This is a genomic window from Sulfolobus sp. A20, assembly GCF_001719125.1.
Taxonomy (GTDB): domain Archaea; phylum Thermoproteota; class Thermoprotei_A; order Sulfolobales; family Sulfolobaceae; genus Saccharolobus.
The window spans coordinates 2413387-2437129 of sequence record NZ_CP017006.1 but is presented as its reverse complement, the minus strand read 5'-3'; the positions used below and the strand labels follow the sequence as shown (position 1 = coordinate 2437129).

General features: G+C 35.5%; 20 protein-coding genes. 14 read left to right on the top strand and 6 right to left on the bottom strand.

The window, feature by feature from the left end; genetic code table 11:
* Positions 1 to 148: 148 nt before the first annotated feature.
* Positions 149 to 961 (top strand): N-acyl homoserine lactonase family protein, encoded by an 813-nt coding sequence (locus tag BFU36_RS12480; protein ID WP_069284331.1) that lies wholly within the window; start codon positions 149 to 151, stop codon positions 959 to 961.
* Here the strand turns inward: BFU36_RS12480 and BFU36_RS12475 are convergent.
* Positions 958 to 2103, bottom strand: a complete 1146-nt coding sequence (locus BFU36_RS12475; protein WP_069284330.1) for a homogentisate 1,2-dioxygenase — start codon at positions 2101 to 2103, stop codon at positions 958 to 960. The genes BFU36_RS12480 and BFU36_RS12475 overlap by 4 nt on opposite strands.
* A gap of 88 nt (positions 2104 to 2191) precedes the next feature.
* On the opposite strand from BFU36_RS12475, the gene BFU36_RS12470 reads away from it, so the two are divergent.
* The 3 genes from BFU36_RS12470 (at position 2192) to BFU36_RS12460 (ending at position 5232) form a co-directional block, all read left to right on the top strand.
* The gene (locus tag BFU36_RS12470) at positions 2192 to 3214 is read left to right on the top strand and encodes an LLM class flavin-dependent oxidoreductase (RefSeq protein ID WP_069284329.1); all 1023 of its coding nucleotides are present in this window, start codon (positions 2192 to 2194) and stop codon (positions 3212 to 3214) included.
* Positions 3215 to 3303: 89 nt separating this feature from the next.
* Complete coding sequence (locus tag BFU36_RS12465; RefSeq protein WP_069284328.1) at positions 3304 to 4413, top strand: enolase C-terminal domain-like protein; 1110 nt, start codon at positions 3304 to 3306, stop codon at positions 4411 to 4413.
* A 48-nt stretch (positions 4414 to 4461) separates the two neighbouring features.
* Positions 4462 to 5232 (top strand): Zn-dependent hydrolase, encoded by a 771-nt coding sequence (locus BFU36_RS12460; RefSeq protein ID WP_069284327.1) that lies wholly within the window; start codon positions 4462 to 4464, stop codon positions 5230 to 5232.
* A 4-nt stretch (positions 5233 to 5236) separates the two neighbouring features.
* Here BFU36_RS12460 and BFU36_RS12455 read toward each other — a convergent pair whose 3' ends face one another.
* Positions 5237 to 6583 carry an MFS transporter gene (locus BFU36_RS12455; RefSeq protein WP_069284326.1) on the bottom strand — a complete coding sequence of 449 codons (1347 nt, stop codon included), beginning with the start codon at positions 6581 to 6583 and terminating at the stop codon, positions 5237 to 5239.
* 944 nt (positions 6584 to 7527) lie between these two features.
* Here BFU36_RS12455 and BFU36_RS14555 point away from each other — a divergent pair.
* The 6 genes from BFU36_RS14555 (at position 7528) to BFU36_RS12430 (ending at position 14164) form a co-directional block, all read left to right on the top strand.
* Entirely contained in the window at positions 7528 to 7623 is a 96-nt protein-coding gene (locus BFU36_RS14555) for a hypothetical protein (RefSeq protein WP_083216414.1), read from the top strand.
* A 634-nt stretch (positions 7624 to 8257) separates the two neighbouring features.
* The gene (locus tag BFU36_RS12450; protein ID WP_069284325.1) at positions 8258 to 10309 is read left to right on the top strand and encodes an ABC transporter substrate-binding protein; all 2052 of its coding nucleotides are present in this window, start codon (positions 8258 to 8260) and stop codon (positions 10307 to 10309) included.
* 17 nt (positions 10310 to 10326) lie between these two features.
* Entirely contained in the window at positions 10327 to 11385 is a 1059-nt protein-coding gene (locus BFU36_RS12445; RefSeq protein WP_069284324.1) for an ABC transporter permease, read from the top strand.
* Positions 11382 to 12254, top strand: a complete 873-nt coding sequence (locus BFU36_RS12440; RefSeq protein WP_069284323.1) for an ABC transporter permease — start codon at positions 11382 to 11384, stop codon at positions 12252 to 12254. The genes BFU36_RS12445 and BFU36_RS12440 overlap by 4 nt, the downstream gene beginning before the upstream one ends.
* Positions 12247 to 13260, top strand: coding sequence for an ABC transporter ATP-binding protein (locus BFU36_RS12435; protein WP_069284322.1), 1014 nt, complete (start codon positions 12247 to 12249; stop codon positions 13258 to 13260). Before BFU36_RS12440 ends, BFU36_RS12435 begins: the two co-directional genes overlap by 8 nt.
* The gene (locus tag BFU36_RS12430; protein WP_069284321.1) at positions 13235 to 14164 is read left to right on the top strand and encodes an ABC transporter ATP-binding protein; all 930 of its coding nucleotides are present in this window, start codon (positions 13235 to 13237) and stop codon (positions 14162 to 14164) included. Before BFU36_RS12435 ends, BFU36_RS12430 begins: the two co-directional genes overlap by 26 nt.
* 178 nt (positions 14165 to 14342) lie before the next feature.
* Here the strand turns inward: BFU36_RS12430 and BFU36_RS12425 are convergent, their stop codons facing one another.
* The 3 genes from BFU36_RS12425 to BFU36_RS12415 form a co-directional block, all read right to left on the bottom strand.
* Positions 14343 to 15608, bottom strand: a complete 1266-nt coding sequence (locus BFU36_RS12425; RefSeq protein WP_069284320.1) for an MFS transporter — start codon at positions 15606 to 15608, stop codon at positions 14343 to 14345.
* Positions 15609 to 15663: 55 nt separating this feature from the next.
* Positions 15664 to 16662, bottom strand: coding sequence for a zinc-binding dehydrogenase (locus tag BFU36_RS12420; RefSeq protein WP_069284319.1), 999 nt, complete (start codon positions 16660 to 16662; stop codon positions 15664 to 15666).
* An 83-nt stretch (positions 16663 to 16745) separates the two neighbouring features.
* Positions 16746 to 17894, bottom strand: coding sequence for an MFS transporter (locus tag BFU36_RS12415; RefSeq protein ID WP_069284318.1), 1149 nt, complete (start codon positions 17892 to 17894; stop codon positions 16746 to 16748).
* 122 nt (positions 17895 to 18016) lie between these two features.
* Between BFU36_RS12415 and BFU36_RS12410 the strand changes: the two genes are divergently transcribed.
* Positions 18017 to 18805, top strand: coding sequence for an Lrp/AsnC family transcriptional regulator (locus BFU36_RS12410; protein WP_069284317.1), 789 nt, complete (start codon positions 18017 to 18019; stop codon positions 18803 to 18805).
* Positions 18806 to 18915: 110 nt separating this feature from the next.
* Here BFU36_RS12410 and BFU36_RS12405 read toward each other — a convergent pair whose 3' ends face one another.
* Complete coding sequence (locus tag BFU36_RS12405; RefSeq protein ID WP_069284316.1) at positions 18916 to 21117, bottom strand: MMPL family transporter; 2202 nt, start codon at positions 21115 to 21117, stop codon at positions 18916 to 18918.
* Between the two features lie 286 nt (positions 21118 to 21403).
* On the opposite strand from BFU36_RS12405, the gene BFU36_RS12400 reads away from it, so the two are divergent.
* From BFU36_RS12400 to BFU36_RS12390, 3 genes are all read left to right on the top strand, one after another.
* Positions 21404 to 21631: an antitoxin VapB family protein gene (locus BFU36_RS12400; RefSeq protein WP_069284315.1), complete on the top strand. Its 228-nt coding sequence runs from the start codon at positions 21404 to 21406 to the stop codon at positions 21629 to 21631.
* On the top strand, positions 21628 to 21978 hold the full coding sequence (locus BFU36_RS12395) for a type II toxin-antitoxin system VapC family toxin (RefSeq protein ID WP_069284314.1): 351 nt from the start codon (positions 21628 to 21630) through the stop codon (positions 21976 to 21978). Before BFU36_RS12400 ends, BFU36_RS12395 begins: the two co-directional genes overlap by 4 nt.
* 189 nt (positions 21979 to 22167) lie before the next feature.
* On the top strand, positions 22168 to 23691 hold the full coding sequence (locus BFU36_RS12390; protein WP_069284313.1) for a long-chain fatty acid--CoA ligase: 1524 nt from the start codon (positions 22168 to 22170) through the stop codon (positions 23689 to 23691).
* Positions 23692 to 23743 lie beyond the last annotated feature (52 nt).

Below are 23743 nucleotides of genomic sequence, written 5' to 3'. Positions count from 1 at the left end.
ATCTCTGTAAAATTCAAAATATTTTTACTAAGGTTTAGAGCTAATGTTTTTCTTCACTATAATTGTATAATAATTAAAATAAAAATGTATTTTATAAATAGAATGCTTTCAAACTAAAACATATAAATCATAAATGCCATTATGTCTTATGAACCAAGTTAATAAAATCTATCTTCTAGATCACGGTAAGATTAGGGCAGATATAGGTTGGTTTTTACCTACACCTATGACTGTTGAGGAGATGACTAATCCTAAGCCTAGGAATTGGGTTGACGTTAGTGTTATGAGTGCTGTAATAGAGCATAAGGATGGTATTATATTGTTTGATACTGGGATCTCAGAGAAGTCAAAGACCAAATGGCCTAATATGGCGTTGAGCGTATTCCCGATAGTTAGTTTTTCTGACGAGAATAAGATAGAGAATCAGTTGAAGAGTATTGGACTCAAGCCAGAGGATATACACTTTATAGTCTTCTCCCACTTACACTTAGACCACACTGGGAGTTTAGAAATATTCAAATCTTCTAAGCCGGGAATTATAGTTCATGAGAAGGAACTAAAGTTTGCATTATTAAACGCTTGGTTGAACAAACCAGTCCCCTACGTATATGATGACTTAGAATTGTTGAGAAATATGAATATAATGCCTATTACTGGGGAATATTTTGAACTATTACCGGGTATAGAGCTCTTCCTATTTGGTGGGCACACTCCAGGGTCAATAGTTGTTAAAGTGAGGACTAAGAATGAAAATAATTACGTCTTTACTGGAGACTTCCTTCACGTACCAGAAGAACTAGATTACGAATCTAAAGGTTGGTTATTGGGTGACGCTGAGGAATACTTCCTAAACATGAAGAAGCTTAAGGCTATGATGAAAGTTCCGAGAACATCGGTAATAATATCCCATGATCCAAAACTTTGGGATAAATATCCTAAAGCTCCAAAAAGCCTGGATTAAACCCAAGACAATGGATAATTTGGATCATCAATCTCCTTAGCGTAAATACTTAACTTTAGCCTTTTTTGGGTTTCAACTAGTATTGCTACTTCATCATTTAGTTTACCTCTCTTCTCTAAACTGCTCTCTAAGGCTCCGGGCTGAGGTCCATGAGCATGACCTCCCCTATGAACAGTTATATCTCCCTTGGTTATTCCCCTCCTACTCATGAACTGCCCAGAAGAGTAAAAGATCACTTCATCAGCATCAATGTTCTCATGATAATATGAGATTGGAACAGCCTCCGGATGATAATCGAAAAGCCTAGGCACGAAGGTACATATTGCAAAGTTCTCACCAGTAAAAGTAGTATAAACTATTGGAGGTTGATGAATTTTCCCAGTTATTGGTTCTAAGTCATATACGCTAATAGCAAATGGAAATAGATAGCCATCCCATCCCACTACGTCAAATGGGTGATAATCTACAAAGACTACTTGGAACCCCTTCTCACTCCTTATCACAACTCTATATTCCCCCTTTTCATCAAATGTTCTAAGTGTAGGAGTTCTGATATCTCTGTAATAATAGAAAGAACCCTCCATGAGTTGACCATACTCATTCCTATATCTCTTAGGTACCTCTATCTTCTTTCCCTCTATTATGAAAAACTCTGAAGGCTTTCTTATCTCGAAAGTATAAGTTGTCCCCCTTGGAATCAATAAATAGTCCCCTTCTTTTATCTCTAATTCTCCAAATACGCTCTCAAACTTCGCCTCTCCAGTGTGGAGATAATATACTTCGTCAAAGTCTGCATTTCTGTAAAAATAAGGTGAATTACTTTCTAGCTTAGCGTAGGATAGTACTAACTCATCATTGTATAGGAGAGGCTTCCTATCAATAAATGGATCAGAGGAGTTACCTAGTTTTGACGTACTAAGCTTGTGATGTCTATAACCGGATTCTTCCCATTCTTTAATGCTAAAGCTTTTCCACTCTCCTAGCTTTATCACCCTAGTTGGAGGGTTTAAGTGATAAAGTAATGAGTACCTACCGAAAAAGGTTTCAGTACCAAAGACTTCTTCTCTAATAATTTTCCCATCTTTCATAAACAGTGTGTGTCTTTTCTTAGGCAATTCTCCCTGCTTTACGTAAAATACCATATATTATCTATTGTTTAGGACAAATTTAAATATATAATCGAAACACTTCAATGTAAAGTTTATTTTAAATGTATCCTAAATTAGTCTTATGAAAATAAAACCTGAACTCTTTTGGGTAGTAGATTATTATCCAGAAAGCGGTTTATCAAAGGGGGAATATTACGAGCAAGTAGTAAAGGAGATAGAATTTGCTGAGAAGTTAGGTTTCCAAAGTGTTTGGATAGCTGAACATCACTTCTCAAATTATGGAATCGTACCCTCAACACCAGTCTTTCTCTCTCATGTTGCTACAAGAACTAGTAAAATTAGAATAGGACCGGCTGTATCTACGATAGTTTTCAAAAACCCAATTCAAGTTGCTGAGGAGTATTCATTGTTGGACGTTATATCGAAGGGAAGAGTTAATCTAGCTATGGGTAGTGGGTACTTAAAGCATGAATTTCAGGGTTTTGGCATTAACCCTGAATTTAAGAGGGAGATATTTGATGAGGGATTAGAGATAATCTTAAGAGCGATGAGAGGAGAGACTGTAACTTTTCACGGAAAGTATTTCAATTTTGAAAACTTAAGTATAAACATCTTACCACTACAAAAGCCCCATCCTCCTATATGGATAGCTGTTCTAAGAGCTGAAGCTGCATATCATGTTGGCAAGAAAGGATTTAATTTAATGATGATACCTTATGCTACTGTCGATAAGCTTGATGACATAAGTCAAGTTGTGAACTCGTTTAGAGAGGGATTGAAAAGTTCTGGATTAGAAGAAAAGGAGTTATCGTTATCATTTCATACCCACGTAGGAAAGTCTTTTCACGATGCAATAGAACAATCTAAAGACTACTTACATAGATACGTATTTTCAAGATTATATGCTAAGAGGAGGACTTTAGATGAGTTATATAAAAGCGGTCTTTTATTGTTAGGTGGACCAGAGGATATAGCTAACCAGATAGAGTATATCTATAAATTAGCTAGACCAACAAGGCTAATGTTCTTAATAGACTACGGTATGAAGCCCTTAGAGATGGTTGAGGAGAATATGGTACTACTTAAGGAAAAGGTTAGCAAGGCATTAGAAAGTAAAGGTATTACACTCGAATTTAGCGATTAACTTACGGATAAGCTACCTTAGTTAATAAAACTATTACCTTACTTGTATGGTTTACTTTTTTTCTATTTAAGAAATAAATATAGCTAAGAATGAGAGTAAAAGATATCGTATTAGTTAAGGCGAATTATAAACCAAATCTAGAGGCTTATCCTTATACAAAACCCACAGATTATTATGAAATAAAGGGCTTAAATCCACTAGAGTCAGCTGGCTATAATACGGTCTCTTTCGTTAAAATGGTCACAGACAACAATGAGGAAAGTATTGTAGAAGTTAGTGACATGGTTGCAGACATCATTTTGAAGTTAAAAAACGTAATAATCGGAAGGGAAATTGATGAAACCGAACGAATTTTTGACTTGCTTTATAGAATAACCTTACCTTTTGGCAGAAAAGGGATAGTAATGATGGCAATAAGTGCAATTGACTTAATGTTATGGGATCTAAAAGGTAAAGAGACTGGAAAGCCTGTATATAAATTATTAGGCGGTCCGACTAGGGAGAGAATTCCAGCTTATGCCAGTCATTTACATCCAACTGATATAAACGAATTACGAAAAGAGGCTTTAAGCTATCTAGAAGAAGGGTATCAAGCTATGAAAATGAGATTATGTTGTGGTCCATTAGATGGCTATAAGGGGATGGAGAGGAATGAGGAACTAGTTAAAGCTGTAAGAGATGCTATAGGTTATAATGTAGACCTAATGGCTGACGTTTGGATGGCTTGGAATTTAAAGTACGCTAGAAGAATGTTAAAGAGACTAGAGAGGTATGAGTTAAGCTGGATAGAAGAACCACTACCACCAGATGAATACCATGCTTATAAGGTATTAAGTAAGGAGATAGGAATTCCCATAGCAGCAGGGGAACACGCTTACACCGTTGAGGAATTTAAACTTTTAGCAGATTATGGCATAGAGATTTTGCAACCAGATGCCTTATGGTCTGGTGGAATTACCACTCTTAAGAAAGTTCAAGGATTAGCTGAGGCTTATGGATTACAAGTCATTCCTCACACTAGCATACCGTATAATCTGCATTTCCTATTTTCATGCCCTCCTCACATCTGCCCAATGGCTGAGTTCTTAACTAAATATAGATGGATGGAGGACTTCATGGTTAATCCACCGAGACCCAAGAATGGATATTTCTACTTAAACGATAAAGTAGGCTTTGGAATAGAGTATAGTCTTAACTAACTAGTCAGGGATTTCATTTTTATATTAGAGAGATGATGAGGATATTAAATGATAAAGAGAGTTCTCATGTTCAAGGTAGGAGAACATGGAGAAGTACCGGGAGCAGAAGTTTTCTGGATGAGAGAGTTCAACAATTGGATGAAGCTTTCGTTTTACTCTTTTTTGATAGAGGATGGAGATGAATATGTTTTAATTAACACTGGTTTAGTTAGGGATTTAACGTTAAGGAATAAGTTTTTAAGAGAATGGGCTGGTAATGATAGATGTAAGTTCTCCTTTACCGAAGATCAAAGAATAGAAAACCATTTAGCTAGATACAATATTAAACTAGAAGATATATCAAAAGTTGTGATAACCCCAGTCCAAGACTATGCAATAGGTAATATTGACTTATTTGATAAGGCAAAGTTTTACTTCTCTAAAAGAGGATGGTTTGAGGATGTAGTTAATCCTAATCCTTCACCTTTTTTAAATAGAGACATATATTTACCTAGATACGTTAGAGAGTATCTATTTGAAAAGGCGTGGAATAGGATAGTTTTAATTGATGATGATTACATTAGTGAGAACGTCTTCGTTAAGTGGACTGGTTGCCATCATAGGAGCTCGTTATCCATTGTGATAAATGGTCAAAAGAGAATTTGTATAACTGACTCAGCGTTTGTTGCGAGAAACTTTGAGGAGAATATACCAATTGGTATAGCAGAGAATATTTATGAGTGCCTAAACGCTTATGAGTATTTAAGAAAAACGTGTGATATTGTCATACCTGCATATGATCCAAAAAATGTTGAAAGGTTTGGAGAAAAAATAGTTTAAAAAATTATTTTTGCATAATTTTCTGTCCATAAAATTCTTTTAATATTTCTTCTAAAGTTTTTCCCTCAGCTCTTGGTCCAAATAGTCCCCCTATTATGGCATTAGCTACAAAGAAGGCTGTAGCAACAGAGGCTATTGCACTGTAACCTATTGTTGACACGATAGTAGGGACAAATATACTCCATACTCCAATCGCAAACCTCATTGAAGCCCATACTAAAGCTTGAGCTGTATTTCTTATTTCTGTGGGGAAAAGCTCTACTGACCACATTCTAGTTATTGGCCATAGACCCATTCCGTGTCCAAAGCCGAATAATATGACATTAGCAGCTGCTACAGCTAGTATCTTCACTGGTAAAGCTATGGGTATAGCGAATGCTATCGCACATACCATTGCTGAAATTGCATATAATAGTCTTCTGTTAACCTTATCTGATAACTGCATTGGAACTAGTATTACTCCCATAATTGCAGTTATGAACCAGAGTATTTGTATTAAATCTCCTCCAGTAGCACTACTAATTCCCAAATCCTTTACGAAAAATGGTAAGAAGAATCCGAATGTACCAGCTGGTATTCCCCACATAATGTATAATGGGATGATAAATGCAAATCCTTTAGCGAATTGGCTCAATTTAGGCTTGGAATTTTCTATGCCGGAAGTAACACTAGTCGATGGTGAGCTTACACCAAGCTGTTCAATAGCTTTCTTTACATCCTCTTCCTTACCCTTAGCAGCGGACCATCTAGGTGATTCTATCAGTCCTCTTCTAAGTAACCAAGTAATTAGTGCGACCAATGCTAAACTCCCGAAAAGTATTCTGAAAGAGTTTACTCCTACAGAATATGTTCCAACTCCTAGCAATAATATTACTATTGGACCTATATACCAGAAGAGGTTGGTGAAGGACATTAATCTACCTCTTCCTCTTTTAGGAGAGAATTCTGCAATTAAAGACCATGATGTAGGAACATCTACACCCACAGCTATTCCAGTTATTATATACCCTAAAATTAACATGAACGGATTTACACTTGCAATGACTATAATGGTACCTATAATATAGAATATAAGGTCATACGTGTAAATCGCTTTTCTACCATATCTATCACCTAAAGGACCAGCTACTAATGCTCCAATGAAGGCAGCAAAAGCATTAGGACTTAATGCAGCTATCAAGCCTAAGAGGATCGAGCTCAAATGAAAATAGGATACCCAAATGGAAACAGAGGCAGCTCCTGCCACTATCGCCCCGGCATCTAGATAGTCACCTAAGGCAGCTAATATAGTCCATCTATAGTGTACATTCTTTATTGGTGCATTATCGAATGGAGTGAAGTCTTTGCTCATGAGACATAACTAATCTTCCAAATTAATATTATAGCCTCCTTACATGTAAGGAATATTTAAGTAATATAAAACAATAAATTATCTATCATATCAAAGTAAAACTACCGAAGCAAGCTGACTTCTCCCCACATTAAGCTTTTCCTCATTTCGTAAATCTTTAAATATTGTATCATAATAAAATAACGACAAACCTTACCTTTCAAGAAGGGGGTAAAAGTTTTTAAAATATAAAAATCGTAGTCTCTTTTATGCCACTCCCTTCTGGTCAACTTAATAAAGATGAGGAGCAGGGGAACAGATTATCACTCCCGCAATACCAAAGGGGAGTGTAAGAACAGTCGTTCTTAGACTATTCCCTAACGGATACCAAAAAAGAAAGCTAAGCTGACGTAACATCAAAGATGTGGAACGAAATATGAGAGAAGGCAACAGTTCTTCCAACAAAAGAAAATAGACTTCAAGGGTACTTGGAATAAATTCTACGAGAAGTACAAGGGGATACTTGGAGTTAATGCACAAGCAGTATTGCACAAGAATAATGAGGCTTGGTCGTCCCTTTTTCTCTCTGCTAAAGAAGAAAGACCTACATCTTTCCCTAATCAAATTTCATAACCAAGTTATTGGATAGAAAACGGCGAGAGGAATCTTCTTATTACGCAAGACCGTTATAAGGTTGGTGAGGAAAGGCATATTTTAGTGTGAAGGACTGGAAGATGGAAATACCCTTTGCAGGCACACTTAGATGGTTTGGCATATAAGGAAGGATAGAAATACACATAATCAATAAGTTCTATGCTCATATTCCTATAGACGCTAGTAGGGTAGTTTCAAAGAAGAGTAAAAAACCAGTAAAGAACTCCCTCATAATTCACGGTAAAAGGGATAAGATCTAAATAGCCGTTCCTAAAGGTAACAATACAGCCTCAATTGACCTTGGTATAAACATGTTAGCAACGGTTTTAGTTGATCATGGTAAAACTCTATTTTACCGCGGTTCCATAGTTAAGAGTGATTTTCTATTTTCAGAAGAGGATTACTGAGCTTGATGAGTTGAAGAGTAAAGCTGAGAAGGTTTAAGAGTTTCATGCTAGGGAAGAAATTCTTAAATAGAGGGAAAGGCTCTTTGCAAGCTGAGGAAAGCCTCACCCTTCAGGGAGAAGAGGAAGTCAGAAGATTAATTTCCGAGATCAAACTTCACAACACGGTTTTTCGATAGTTCAATGTTATTATAATTCTTCTTATAATTATAATAATTTTTAAAGATATTTTAATATTTTATCGTATTATTCTTAAGTCATAAATAAAGTTAGATGCATGTGAGATATTTTAGAAGTGGATCACAGTTTCTGATATTTGACGTATAGTCCAGTTGAACTGACTTCCTCCCCGCCATAAATGGCTAGGCTTTCACCACGCTGTAATTTGTTATTAAAAGTATCACACTGTGTAGGCACTATAAAAAGTTAATCTCAAGCTTTATAAACATCCTCTAATAATACGCTTTATTACTTGCTTTAGTTTTTCACATAATTTGCATAAAATCAACTTTTAATGACATAACTGATTCAAAAATTTTTTATAATAGTAGATACATTACCCAGTAAATTTAGGTAGTTAATGAAGTACATATGTGATAAAAATTTTTATAATAGTGTACCTTAAACTATACTCGTTATGAGAAGGAATAAATTAGTTTTAGGAATTAGTAAATATATAATCGCTATTATAGTAATTATCATAGTAATAATAGGAGCAATAGTAGGTATACTTTTAATATCTAATCACTCGAAGACTAACCTCGTTACAACAGTTTCATCCACTACTAGCATGACAAGCATACCTACATCATCATCTACCATACCAATTGCTACTAACGTCTCAGTACCTTCTTCCATTACCGTAGAAGAAGCAGCTGCTCCCGTGAGCGTAGATCCAGCTACTAGCTATGATATTGCAGGAGGCGAGATTATTCAAAACGTATATCAGACACTAGTATTCTATAATGGAACCAATACATCTAGCTTCATAGGAGTTCTAGCAGAGAACTGGACTGTACTGAATAACGGTACTACTTATGTATTTCACTTATGGCCTTTTATAAAGTTTAGTGATGGGAGCCCACTAAACGCTACTGATGTATGGTTTTCAATATATAGGACAATGCTAATAGATCTAGGAATATCTATCTATGTTAGCCAAGGATTAGCAGTAAACAACGGTGTGGGATTTGTTGGTACTTTACCAAATGGAAAAACTGGAACTATTATGTTACCGAACGGAATCGTTCAAGCATTTGAAAACGCTGGATACAGTTTTTCGTCAAACCAGACTATAGCTATGGAGCAAGCTGCTTATGACTTAGCGTACATCCTTTCCCACTTCAATGTGAGCAATCAGACCATACAGAAAATAATGTCCTATCCTCATCAAGCCGTAGTTGTATTGAATCCATATACCGTAGAATTTAATCTAGACTATCCATACTCAGCTTTCTTGGCAGCAATATCGACTAGTGCAGGTGCAATAGTCGATCCAGTATTTGTTGATGAGCATGGAGGAGTTCAAATAGACTCTCCAAATACTTATCTATCTACTCACGCTTTAGGATCAGGTCCTTATGTTCTTGAAACCCCTATAGGTGGTTCTTACGTTATACTGAACGCTAGTCCGAATTACTGGGCTTCACAAATTCCAAAGAATATGGTAAATCCTATGCTTGAAACGCCAAAAATTAAGACTATAATCATAGACTATCAAACTAATGAAGCAGTAAGAATTTTAGACCTACAACAAGGTAAAGCACAAATATCTCAAGTTGACGTTATACAATTGCCAGAACTAATAGGTTCTTCTGGTTTATCAACTCTTCAGAGTGAAGTATCTAAAGGCATATATCCAGTAGTCTTCACATCCGGAAATACGACGATATATGTATGGGGACCATCAGCTCAAATAGATTTTCTGGCTATAGACGCATATCAATATCCATTTAATATTACAGCTGTTAGGCTCGCAATAGCCCACGCGATAGATCCTACGGTTATACAACAACAAGTTTACAAAGGATTTGCGGTCAGTTATGTGGGTCCTAATGACCCAGCATTACCTTACTATAACTCGTCAATACAAGGTTATACGTATAATCCTTCTTTAGCAATTAAATTGTTAACTCAAGCAGGTTTTAAATTAGTATTGCCTAATGGGACAGTTATAAATCCGAATGGTAAACCATTCCCTACGATAACTTTAACATATCAGTCTGGTAGCACTGCACTACAAGATGAGGCATTATTAGTGCAACAACAGTTAGCTCAAATAGGGATAAACGTTCAATTAAACGCTGAGTCTGCAGTAACAATAGTCGAATCTTACCTCAATCCTCCAAATTCTTCCGCTTATCCTGCATTCCAATTAGCCGGTAACTTTCCACCAGTATTAAGCCCTATTGATCCAGCAATATATCTTCTATCTATAGCAAGATTACATCACGGTAATCCAGCCTTCGTAGATAATACAACAATTAATCAATTGATTATAGAAGCGGTTAGGACAAGTAATCCAACACAATTACAGCAAATATTTAATAACATAACATTATTAACGTTAGCTCAAGCCCAATACGTCTGGTTAGATGACTTCTTAGCATATACTGTAACGTCATCCACTATTCACGGATTGTGGTACAGCCCAGGATTAGATGGGATGTTCTACGCGGACCTATATTGAAAGAGAGGTGAAAGGGGATTTTTTATAAGCTCATAGGAAAAAGAATTATTGAAGCTTTTTTTGTGATACTTGGAGAGTTACTTATTGTTTTTTATTTAGCAAATGTTGCAGCTCCTAATCCGGCTTCCGTTTGGGCAGGTCCAGAAGCGTCTCCTGCTCAAATTCAGATAATTACTGAGCTTTATCACTTAAATCAACCTTGGTACGTTCAACTTTACTACTATATTTTAAACTTCTTTACCGGGAAGTGGGGGATTTCACCATTGTATCAAACCCCAGTGATTACATTGATTGAGGAATATCTACCCGTAACTTTAGAACTAGCTATCATAGCCTTAATACTGAAAATATTAATAGAAGTCCCATTAGGAGTAATCTCTGCGATTAGGGCTAACGGATATCTCGATAACGCTATAAGAATCATATATACAATTTTAAGAAGTGCTCCACCTTTCATGATAGCGTTAGCTTTACTCTTAGCATTCGCATATTATGTTCATCTATTCCCTCCTTCGTATTACATGAATCCTATTTTATCTGTCCACGAACCTAAGTTCTACGTTTCAATTGGTGGTCATAAATATTATATATGGTTAATTGACAATATGCCTATCCTAAACTCCTTATTAGTAGGTGATATCCCAGCCTTTGTATCGTCATTACAGCATGCAATACTCCCGGCATTATCGCTAGTGTTAATAGGATTTGGAGGTGTAGTTAGATTGACTAGAAACTCTATGCTTGAGGTTTTAAACATGGAATACGTGAAGACGGCGAGAGCTAAAGGTCTAAAAGAGAGGATCGTAATTTTTAGACACGCTTTGAAGAACTCATTACTACCATCTGTTACTATAATTAGTATAATCTTTTCTGGACTAATGCAAGGAAGTCTAGTAGTTGAAACGATATTTAACTACTACGGAATAGGATATTTAGTTGCTGAAAGCCTTCTAAATTTAGATTCTCCTACCCTCATAGCTAGTACTGTTATAATTACAATAGTAGTTGTAATTTCTAATCTAATTGCTGATATTTCCTACGCATTTCTAGATCCTAGGATAAGGGATGCGATATGAGTCTTCAGTCGCTTAAGATAATCAGAAGAAACAATAATTTGCTTATTGGCACCGCTATAATATTATTCTTTTTCATTTTAACGTTATTATCATGGGCTGATATTCACTTGATAACTCCCTATAATCCGAATCAAATAAATTTCGATCAATCTAATTTACCTCCATCACCATCTCATATATTTGGAACTGATCAAGAGGGAAGGGACGTATTTTCAAGAGTTATAGCTGCCTTACCTATAGACTTCTTCATACCATATCTCATAGTAATTGCATCATTAATCATTGGTCTAGTGATAGGGATTATCAGTGGATATTATGGTGGTCTAATTGATGAGGCACTTATGAGAATTACGGATATATTTTTAGCTTTCCCCGGGATATTATTAGCATTGGCAATAAGCGAGATTTTAGGTACGACACACTTATCGCTAAGATTATATTTCAGTGCTATAGCTCTAACCATTGTGAATTGGCCAGTTTATGCTAGGCTAACTAGGTCCCAAGTACTTCAGATAAAATCGATGGGTTACATAACCTTAGCCAAAGTGGCAGGATTAGGGAATTATTACATAGTTAGAAAGCACATTTTACCAAACCTATATTCAACGCTACTGGTTTATTCAACTCTAGACCTAGGTACTATAATTCTAAGTTATTCTATCCTCGCATTTTTTGGGCTCGGCGCTCCTCCACCAACACCTGAGTTAGGAAGAATGGTCTATGACGGTTTATCATCGCTCCCACAAAATTGGTGGTCCTCTTTATTTCCAGCATTAATAATAACTTTAATGGCCCTTGGTTATTCCTTAGCTGGGGATGGATTAAGGGACGTATTATCCTCAGATGTAGGTGAGATTAACAATGGATAATAAATTACTCATAATTAGGGATTTATGGATTAGCTATTCTAAGGGAGGTAAAAGAGGATATGCTGTTAGAGGAGTGGATTTGGAGATAGAGAAGAATCAAATAATAGGAATCGTCGGAGAAAGTGGTTCTGGTAAAAGTACATTAGGACATGCGATTATTGGATTGTTGCCTAATAATGCTAAGATAGAGAAAGGGAACATAATATTCGAGGGAACTGATTTAACTAAAGTGAGAAAGGAGGACTATTTCAAGTTTAGAGGGAAAAACGGTATTTTCATAATCTTCCAAGACCCGATGACCAGTTTAAATCCTACAATGAAAATAAGGGATCAACTAGGTGAGATTCTCAGAAACGAGCCTAGAAAAGATGAGTTCTCACATTCGACCTTATTTTTCGGTTATCGTAAGAAGAACATTGTTAGGGAAATAGATGAGTTAAAGGAATCATTAAAGAAAGTAGGATTTAGAAACCCTGATGAAATTTTGTCCAAATATCCACATCAGTTGTCAGGTGGAGAGAGACAAAGGACAATGATTGCAATGGCTTATTTATTAAAACCTAAGGTCTTGATCGCAGATGAGCCTACTACAGCGTTAGACGTAATTAACCAAGCTGTAGTGTTGAAAATGCTAATGGAGTTAAAGGAGGAGTATAAGACTTCTATAATATTCATAACCCACGATCTGACATTAATAAGTCAAATAAGTGATAAGATAGCGGTGATGTACGGTGGAATGATACTAGAATATGGAAAAAGTGAAGATATAATAAAAGATCCTCTTAACCCATATACCAAAGGATTACTATCCTCAATACCTAATAGCTTTAAAGGTGAGGGTAGAGTATCCTCAATACCCGGCTTCCCACCTAACATATTTAGTTTACCACTCGGTTGTCCGTTTTATCCTAGATGTAGTTCAAATATGAAGATTTGTGAGTCTCAAATTCCAAAGGAGAAATACTTGGGTGATGAACATTATGTCAGATGCCACCTCTATAGTTAACGTAAAAAATCTAAAAGTAGTTTACAACAAGAAGAAAACAGCCTTAGATGGTATTTCAATTCACGTAAATAAGGGAGAGACATTAGGGGTAATAGGAGAATCTGGAAGCGGAAAAACAACGTTGGGATTATCTATCTTAAGATTAATAAAGATCACTGAAGGGGAAATACACTTCAAGGGGCTTAACATAACCAATTGGAGCGAGAAACAGCTCAGAAAGATTAGGAAGTTCATGCAATTAGTTCCTCAAGACCCATATTCTAGCATGAATCCGAAGTTAAAGATAAGAGATATAGTTATAGAACCCATACTAAATGAGAAATATGATTTAGATGAGAAAGCTAATAAGGTCTTACAGCAAGTGGGATTAGATCCCTCAATTAAGGATAGATACCCTAAGGAACTTTCAGGTGGTCAAAGACAAAGGGTATTAATAGCTAGGGCTATGATAGGAGATCCGGAGTTCATAGTACTGGATGAGCCAACATCCAATCTAGATGTTTCAATACAAGCTCAGATCTTGAATTTATTGTTAGACATGCAGGAACAGAGGAATTTATCATATTTGTTCATAACTCACAACATTCAAGTGGCTAAATACATGTCTAATAGGATAGCAGTCTTATATGGAGGGAAACTGGTAGAATTGGGTGAAACTAAGGATGTAATTAAGGATCCTCTGCATCCATACACTATGGAACTACTCGAATCTATTCCCTCAAGTGAATTCAAAGTGAAATTGAAACAAGGCTATAATTACGTAGAGGGCAATAATAAAGTAATTACGAGAGGATGTATCTACTTTAATAGGTGTAAGTTCGCAAAACAGGTTTGTAAGGAGGTTAACCCAGAGTTAAGGCAAATTAAAGTTAATCACTTCGTCGCATGCCATCTCTATTCTTAATAATAAATTACCTCAATTATCATATTTAATCGTGTTAGATTTTTTTAAATGCTGACGAATTATTTAACGTTTATCATCAAATTGTTGAAAATCAATTGGAAGAAGTCGTGTAGTCATGGAGTACTCTTTTTACAATACCATTATTTTAATGTTAGTAAAAAATAATGTAACTTTAACCCTAAAAATATATGTTTAATCTCTTATATCTCGTCAGTATTGAAGCTCCAAGGAAATATATGATACCCACGATTGCAAACATTTCTATACCGGGATTATAGGAATGAGTAATTGTCAGCATATATCCAAATACTATTGGAATAACTATTCCCCACAGAGTTTCCCATAAGCCAATGTGTCCTCCCCATTGACCACTATACTCGGGTGGAACTATAAATGAAGGGGCAGCCCATTGTATACCAGACCATCTCAAGAAGAAAAATGACGCACATAATATCGTTATTGCCTCTACGACGGAATTAGACAAAGTGACTAGCAATAGACCTAAGGTAACTGAGATGGAACTCACAGCAAAACCTATTTTTAAAGCAGTATTAGCCCCAATCCTTTTTATAAGATAATCTATCACGAACCCACCAGTGATCTCCCCGAAGAAACCAAATCCCCAAATTAATGCCGTATAATACAATGTTAAGGTTAACGTTAGACCCTTTGCATAATATAAATACTCCGGTAACCACGTAAATAGACCAAAGAATATACCAGCTTGAGCCCCTAATCCCATCATGTAAGCCCAATAATCCCTAGTCTTAAACCAATAGATTATAGGCACTTTCTTCTGCTGTAAGATAACCTCTTGATTATTTTTAATATAGTTAAGCTCATCTTGACTAATTCCAGGATGCTTGTCAGGGGTATCATGTACTAAAAACCTCAATACAATACCTAGCAAAATGGAAATTATCCCAACTACGATTAAGGCTACTCTCCATGCGACATTACTTGGAAAGAATAATAAAAACCATATTAGCACCAATGAACCTAATACTACTCCCACATTAACTCCTGCATCACCTATAGTACCTCCCCTAGCTTTCTCCCCCTTAGTTAACCAATTAGCTGTTATTTTAGTCACAGCTGGAAATCCTACAGCTTCAGCAACTCCTAATAAGACTCTAGCGATAATTAAGTAAATAGCTGATAAGGCAAAAGCTGTTATTATTTCAATCACACCCCAACCCATCACGAATGAGCTTAGGACTGATCTAGGACCATATCTATCTAATAGATAACCAACAACTGGATTCATTATTAAATAGCCGTAAAGAAATCCGTTTCCTATTAATGCTATCTCTATAGGGTTTAAGGAAAATAGTTTAGTCAATATTGGTTCAGCTGATGGAACTATCCCCCTATCTACATAGTCAACTGTTATTATAACGAACATCAGAGCGATTATTGTCCATCTTACATGGTTAGAGGGCATAAATCTACTAAATCTTACCAAGAATAAAAGCTTTACTCAAAAATATTTTTTAATGCTACTGAATTATTATAATAATTTTCAAATTATTTTCATCTAATAAGAGAGAGGGTAAAATATCTGGATCACTAAGTTTAACTACTTTAGTAATATACTTCAAATAATATTGCTGATTAGCGTAAACTATCTCACTAGCCTCAATGAAGTCTGTAGGATTATAGATTATTGAACCCTTAATCGTCAGCTCTCTTCTTATTAACGAATCTCTGTGAAAGCTTAGTACTTCATTTCCTAAGCCAGTTATGACGATTTCAGACTTAGAAGGGATGAGATCAAGGGCTGACTCTATCTCTCCTATACTCTTATTATCTCCTACGGTATCAAGAACGTTTATTGCCTTATTGCTTAAGGCTTCCCTTATGGAAGGAAAAGCCCTTATACCTATCATCCTAGCTAACTCTAACTTCCTCTCATTCTTCTCCACTGCTACCACATCATTAAAGCCTAAAATTCGAGCTGTCTCATATGCTAGACTACCCGTTCCACCCAAGCCTATAATTACTAACCTTCTATCCTTTTCCTCGAACTTCTTGAGAGCGTGAATCCCTACAGCAACTGGCTCAATTATTGGGCCTAATATTTTCTGTAGGTCTTCTGGAAGTTTTAGGAGAAATCTTGGATCAACCATCATATACTCCGAGAGTCCCCCATCAGTTCTAACTCCTATCATCACCTTGTTCCTACACGCATTAAAGTTCCTGTTTAAGCAGTCAATACATTTTTCACAAAAATAATTTGGATAAAGTGCCACATAGTCTCCAACTTTTAACTCATTTCCAGCTATGTCAATACCATTTCCCTCCATTACAATTCCGGCTATCTCATGACCTAGAGCAATAGGCTTCTCTAACTTATATTTGCCTAATAGAATTGACTTATCAGTTCCGCAAACGGAATAGAAGATGGGTTTTATTTTGATATGTCCCTCCTTTAAAGTCTCATCTTGCATCTCAACTTTCTTAAAACCTTTTCCGTCAAATATTATTTTCCACGTCATAAAGAAGAGAAATGATAAGACAAATATAACGCTATTTATATCATCTTAACTTTTTAACGCCCTTTGAATTCTATCTTAAAAGTCTATCTCGAAGAAGATATTCCTCTCATATAGGTCCTATAAAAGTAGGAAAGTGAGATTAGGATCAAGACAGAACTTAAAACATACTCTGAGCTTGCCGAGACGAATTGGAACATGAAATTCCCTAGAGGGAAACCTATTAGGCTACCTAATGCTGTCGATGATTGAGTGAATCCAAAGGCACCTCCCCTATTTCCAGATGATATGCTCTTACTAAGTAACGTCAAAATCGAGTTCTGGACTATTCCATTTCCTATTGCTATTGTAACTAATGATATATATGTTAAGTTTTGATTGATTGGAAATAAGAGAAGAGCGTAAGCGAAAAGGGACACTAATAGACCAATCACTGTTGAAACCTTCTCCCCTACTATTCCTATTAATCTATAGACTAAAAGGAATTGTACAATAGCCTGAACTGTTCCTACTATTCCTAATATTAGTCCTATTTGTTGAGGACCCCACTCGTAAAAATACTTTCCGTAGAAGGCTAAAGTACCTTGAAGAATTGCGAAACTCAAGGTAACCGTAAGTATTAAAATGAAGAAAGAACTCGACATTTTGAGAATATCCTTTAAAGAGCTTTGCTTGATGATAACTCCAGTATTTTCATCCTTTAAAGTTAATAAAACTGATAGTAAGTTAATTAAGCTTAAAATCGACACTATAATGAACGTATTCCTATATCCTAAAGGGGATAAAGCACCGCCCATGATCGGACCAGCAACAAATCCCACACCAAATGAGCCGGATATTATTCCTATATTACGAGATTTCATTCGTTCCTCATCCATGCTAGTTACATATGAAAGTATTACGGGTAAATTACTCGTTAAAGAGCCTGTTATGAATCTGGCTAAGAGTAATAGGTAGAAAAACGGGGAAAGACCTATTATTAAATACCCTACTACTTCTGAGCTTATTCCTAATAAAAGTACGGTTTTCTTGCCTCTTATATCGGATAATCTACTTATATATGGTGAGAAGATTAATTGACCAATAGAATAGGCAACTGTAAGTAAGCTAAACTCAATTGGTGTTGCCCCTAATTTCAACGAATAGTAAGGAAGGATTGGGATTATAATACCAAAACCAACCGAGTCTAAAAAAGCTGTAAGAGCTAGAGTGATTAGCGTTCTTCCTTCAGCCATAGGAGTAGCTATTTCTTAACGAATTTAAGACTGTTTTAGTTTTAACCTAATAGAAAACGTAAGTTAGCTTATCTCATGCTATTAAGCCAACTGTTTTTAAGCTGAGAATCAGATTTTATAGCGTGGATGAGACTGATAGAGAAATAATCTTTAACCTACTAAAGAATGGTAGGGTTTCTCAAAACAAATTAGCAAAGATAGTCAATTTAGCTCCTCCATCGCTTAATGCTCGGTTTAAAAGACTTATAGATGAAGGAATAATAAGGGATTTTAAGGTTTTCATAAATCCTAATCTAATTAATAAATACTTCGCGTATTATGCTTTCCCTAACTTGAGGGAAGCTCACTCTGATAAAATTTTCGTCAAGTTTAATTGTCTAGAGAACTTCAACGTATATGGGTTTTTAGGTAATAGCATAAACGAAATAAGGGAAACGGTGAGAGGGATTGAGGCTGAGGTAGGGAATCCGATAATGGAGTATTTACCTCCTCAGAGTCCTTTAAAACCAAAGAAATTACATTTGCTTCTTTTAAGAACGTTGGTTGAAAACCCTAGAGCTGAAATGGGTGAAATAGCTCATGCCTTGAACCTTAAGGTCTCTAAAGTTAAGAGGTTAATGAGCGAACTTAAAGGGGTGACTATTATTCCAGAGGTGGATCTCATAAAGGCGGATTCTCTTCTCCTAGGAGTATTCACTAAGAAAGTGGATGAAATAAGGAACATCACGAATAGGTTTTCAATTATTACTATAAGTGGAGTATTAGGTGGAGTTGACGTAAGTTTCGTGGGATCAATAAGGAATGCTAAAGAGATAGTTGATAAGGTTAGGGGAGTAGATCCTCAAGCCCAAGTTATGTTAGTATATAATTATGAGATAAGAACAGATACTAGGAATCTAGAGTTGGAGTAGCTATTAAACTCTTTTAAAAAATTTTATGGAAAAAATAACTTTAAACTCAGTTATTGATTAGGCAAATCAATTATTTAGATGATTACTTTTTTATCTCAAAATTGTAGACGTCAATTGTTCAATCCTTTAATTCCCTTTTCAACTCCTAAAATTGCTAACATGGCTGGGAAATATATTGTCCTTATTATAAATGTGTCGATAACTAGGGATAATATGAAGGCGATACCTAACTGCTCCAAAAATCCTACTGGAATTAATGCTAAAGCTCCTAAAGAGCCAGCTAATATAAGTCCAAGTGAGGTAACCACTATCCCCGTCCTCGCTATAGCTAACTGTATTCCTTTTTCCTGTCCATACTGATTGACCTCTTCAATTACTCTGGATATTATGAAAACAGTGTAATCGTTCCCTAAACTCATTAGTATAACAAACAATATTACCGGTATGAGATAAATTATGGGTTCATGAAGTATGAAGGTAGATATTGCGTAAAGTAAACTTGTAGTCCAGGTTATACTTATTATGACACCAGAAATTGAAATTAATGGAAACTTCCAAGACCTAAATGAAACTCCTATAATTAGTGCGACAAACAATGTGATCAATATTTCCAATTCTCCGAAATTGTGAGAAGCTACAGTCCTTTGATCTATTACCGCTGAAGTTAAACCTCCAACTAGTAGACTGTGATCTTGCTTAAGAATGTTAACTGTCCTTATAGCGTTTGCAGAAAAAGGATTGTAAGAGGTATAAGCTATAAACAAGATATACTTATCGTTAATAGTGAATGCTGAAACGTTAGTGTTATTAGTTATGTTCCTACCATTAACATATGGTCCGTATACGTTTGTTATTCCGGGAGTTGAGAGTATCTCTTTAGCAGTATTTATAATCTGCGTATTTGTAACACTTTCGTTTATCTTCATTAAAATGACTATTGGATAAAGTTCATTAGCCCCAAACTTACTCTCTATAAGATTCAAAGCCTTAACAGAGGGAAGGCTATTTGGTAACCCAGCGTTAAAATCATAAGTAGTTGGAACATTCAAGAATAATATAATTGATGGTATTGCTAAGGCTATGATTATTGTAGCAATAACGTATTTTCTCCTTACCGATACATTGCTAACACGGTAAAATATTGAACGTTCTAATTTTTGACTACTTATATTACTCAGCCCCTTGATGGAGAACACTTTTTTGCCAGTCACCGAAAGGATTGATGGTAATAGAGTAAGTATTAATATAGTTGATATCACTACAGCTGAGAATAAGACCAATCCCCAGCTTAAGAAATTAGGTATTAAGGAAAATGCTAATAGACTTATTCCCACAGTTAGCCCACTTACTAATACAGCTCTACCTCCTTTACTAATCGCTATCTCTAAAGCTTTCTTATCCTCCTTACCCTCTCTTAACTCTTGCCTAAATCTTGCCATAATGAATACGACATAATCCGTCGTAACTCCTACTAATACTGCCGTCAGCGTATAATTTACTACATAATTTACTTTCACTACTAGACTACCTACTAGGAATATAGCCACGTAACCAATTAGAGTAGTTATAGATATGAATAATAGAGAGACTAATGACGCTTTATAAGACCTCAATGTTATCCCTACTGCTATGGCTAAAATTATGAAAACGAGCCCGAAGGCAAACGCGTTCTTGGAGCTAATTTGCTGAGTCTCATAAGCTATTGCCCCTTCACCGGTTAAGGTAGCATTATTTCCAAAGAATTTTTGCATTATAGTTTTTACATAAGGATATGCCTCTTGGGATGGAGTGTTCCCATTTGGAAGTACATATCCTGAAGATTTATTGAATATGATAAATATCAAAAAAGTAGTATTATCAGTACTTACATATCTTGACGTAATGAAATTAGGAGCACCTTTAAGCCCATTTTCTTCTATATACTGAATTGAATATAGATGAGATTCTGTTGTGTTATGAAAAACATTAGATAATATATCATTAAGAAAGGAAATATATTCACTGAAGGGAGATTGAACTTCTGATAAATAAGGTATATTGGCTTTAAGTAAAGAGTCTTGGAAGGATAGGGTGGCATTGCTTACATATGGTGAGAAAGGATTTTCTTGAACGACCACTATTAATGTGTCATTATTGTATGACGTTCCATTCAGGATGTTTGTGACTATTGCTGACTCACTATTTGCAGGTACATTTTGTTCATTAGAGTAAGTGATATAGTGACTGTAATTCATTACAGCTGGTATCATTAATAAGATTAATACTACCCATAAAACGATCCATTTCCGATTTAATAGGAAATTTAATGACATAATGATTGCTATGTGGACACACATTAAACACTGTCTTAGTGTGAATCTAAGAAAGATTTATATATATGAAAAATTTTACGCCAAGTATAATAGAAAGGGAAAAATATCAAAAATTTCCTCTCTCATGCTTAAAAAATTTTTATCCAAAAAAGAGTATGTGTGGATATGATGCCGTCGTAAAGGTGTAAACTATAAAATGCAATAATTTATTAAAATCCAATTCATCAGCAAGTTGATGTAAACGTTTAAGAGAAAACGTTAAATGTTTAATTATTAATTATTAATTATGGTTGGAAGGATAACTACAATATCTGTTTCTGATAGTGTAAAAGAAATCTTAGAGAGAGAAAAGGGTGACATGAACTGGGACGAGTTTTTATTAATCTTGGTTAATGAGTATAAGAGAAAGAAAAGAGAAGAGGGACTAAGGGAATTAATGAAAATCTTGACTGAGGATGATATCAAGGAAATAGAAAAGAGCCATGAAGAGATGCATGAGGAATTTAAGTTATGACTCTCATAGACACTTCAGTCATTGTCGAGATATTAAAAGGAAGATTAGAGGCTATTGGTGATTCATTATCCATTATTTCTATGATGGAAATTGGAAGGGTTATAGATGACGAGAAGAGAAAGAAAACTTTTGAGAAGTTAAAGGAGATTTATTTAATATACCCTATTGATGAAAGGGTAGCAATAGAGTACTCTAAACTTTATTATGAGTTGAAGAAGAAGGGAGAGATAATGTCTGATCTAGATCTAATCATAGCCTCTACTGCTAAGGCTTACAATCAAAAACTAATTACGAAAGATAAGGACTTCCTTAAGGTAAGGAATTACGTAGATGTTGAAATTATTTAATTACAATCATATAAGAATTACTCATAATAAAAGCAAGAACAAAGAAACATTGAACTTACTTTATCTAATTTTTTTCTAAAGGTTAAGATGGGAATAATAGCTATTACAATAGTTAGTTTGTATTTAATAAAAGTGAACAACTTTCCTTTTGTGAGTAAGGTTTATTAGTTTTGTAAACTACTTATAATCATGGACTCTACAATAATGGATTATAATTTAAATATCAAATCAATATTTTGGAGAGCTGAGAAACTTTTCTACAGTCAAGAGATAATATCAAGGACTCATGAAGGAGTAAAGAAATATACTTATGCAGATTTCGCATTGAGAGTTAAAAAATTAGCGAGATTACTCAAAGAGAAGGGATTGGAAAAAGAGAGCGTTGCATCTATTGCTTGGAATACTCACAGGCATCTTGAAGTTTATTTTGCAGTTCCTATGCTAAATGGAGTTTTACACACTGTCAACGTTAGGTTTCACACAAGTGAAATGGATTATGTGATAAAGGAGATGAGAGACAAAGCTGTTTTCATGGATAAGGATATAGATTATAAAGGGGACTTACCCACTTTTATTTTTGATGAAAAATATGATGAAGAGGTGGATTCTCAAGAACCATTAGATAGTTTCCCAGACGTAGATGAAAGGCAAGGTGCTATAGCGTGTTTTACTTCAGGAACTACTGGTAAGCCAAAAGGAGTAATTTATAGTCACAGAAGTGTCTTCATACACTCTTTGTCCTTACTAGCTAAGGATGTAGTGGGAATATCCTCAAGTGATACTGTAATGCCTATAGTTCCCATGTTTCACATCTCAGCATGGGATATACCATTTGCCTCACTGATGACTGGAGCAAGACTAGTCTTGCCCGGACCAAGACCTAAGGCAGAGGATATAGTAAATCTGATTAAAAGCTTTAATGTAACGATAGGTGTTGGAGCTCCTACTGTTTGGATTGATGTCGTGAACTACGCAGAAAGAGAGAATATTAACCTATCCCCCTTAAAAGTTGTCGTAACTGGAGGAGCCGAACCACCTCTAGGCTTAATCAAGAATCTCAAAGAGAAGTTTAACGTTAAAACAGTTCACGCGTGGGGTATGACGGAGACTGAGGCTATTGCGACCGTAAATAGGAGCGATGACGTAAATAAATTAGTGGAACAAGGTATTCCCATACCAGCATTTGAGATAAGCTTAATAAGCCCTGATGGCAAGGAATTGCCTTGGGATGGTAAATCTGTAGGAGAATTAGTAGTTAAAGGAGCCTTCGTTACGAAGAGGTATTCTAATACTGATGCGAATGTCTTACATAACAATGAGTGGTTTAGGACTGGTGACGTGGCTAAAATAAACAAAGACGGTAGTATCAAGGTTGTTGATAGGTTAAAGGATTTAATAAAGAGTGGTGGTGAATGGATAAGCTCTGTAGACTTAGAGAACGCGATAATGTCTTATGACAAGGTTTTAGAGGCTGTAGTAGTTGGGATACCAGATGAGAGGTGGGGAGAGAGACCAGTAGCCTTAGTAGTTAAAAAATCTGGTGTTAACGTTACTGCTGAGGAAATCATTGAGTATTTGAAGTCTCTGAATAAGTTCGCTAAGTGGCAATTGCCAGACAAAATAATATTCGTTGATTCAATACCTAAGACTAGTACGGGGAAATTGGATAAAAAAGTAGTGAGAGAAGAAATAAAGAAGTTATTAATGAAATGATAGTTACGCTTTTTTCTCATGAAAAAGTGCGTATACAATAATAAGCTAAAAT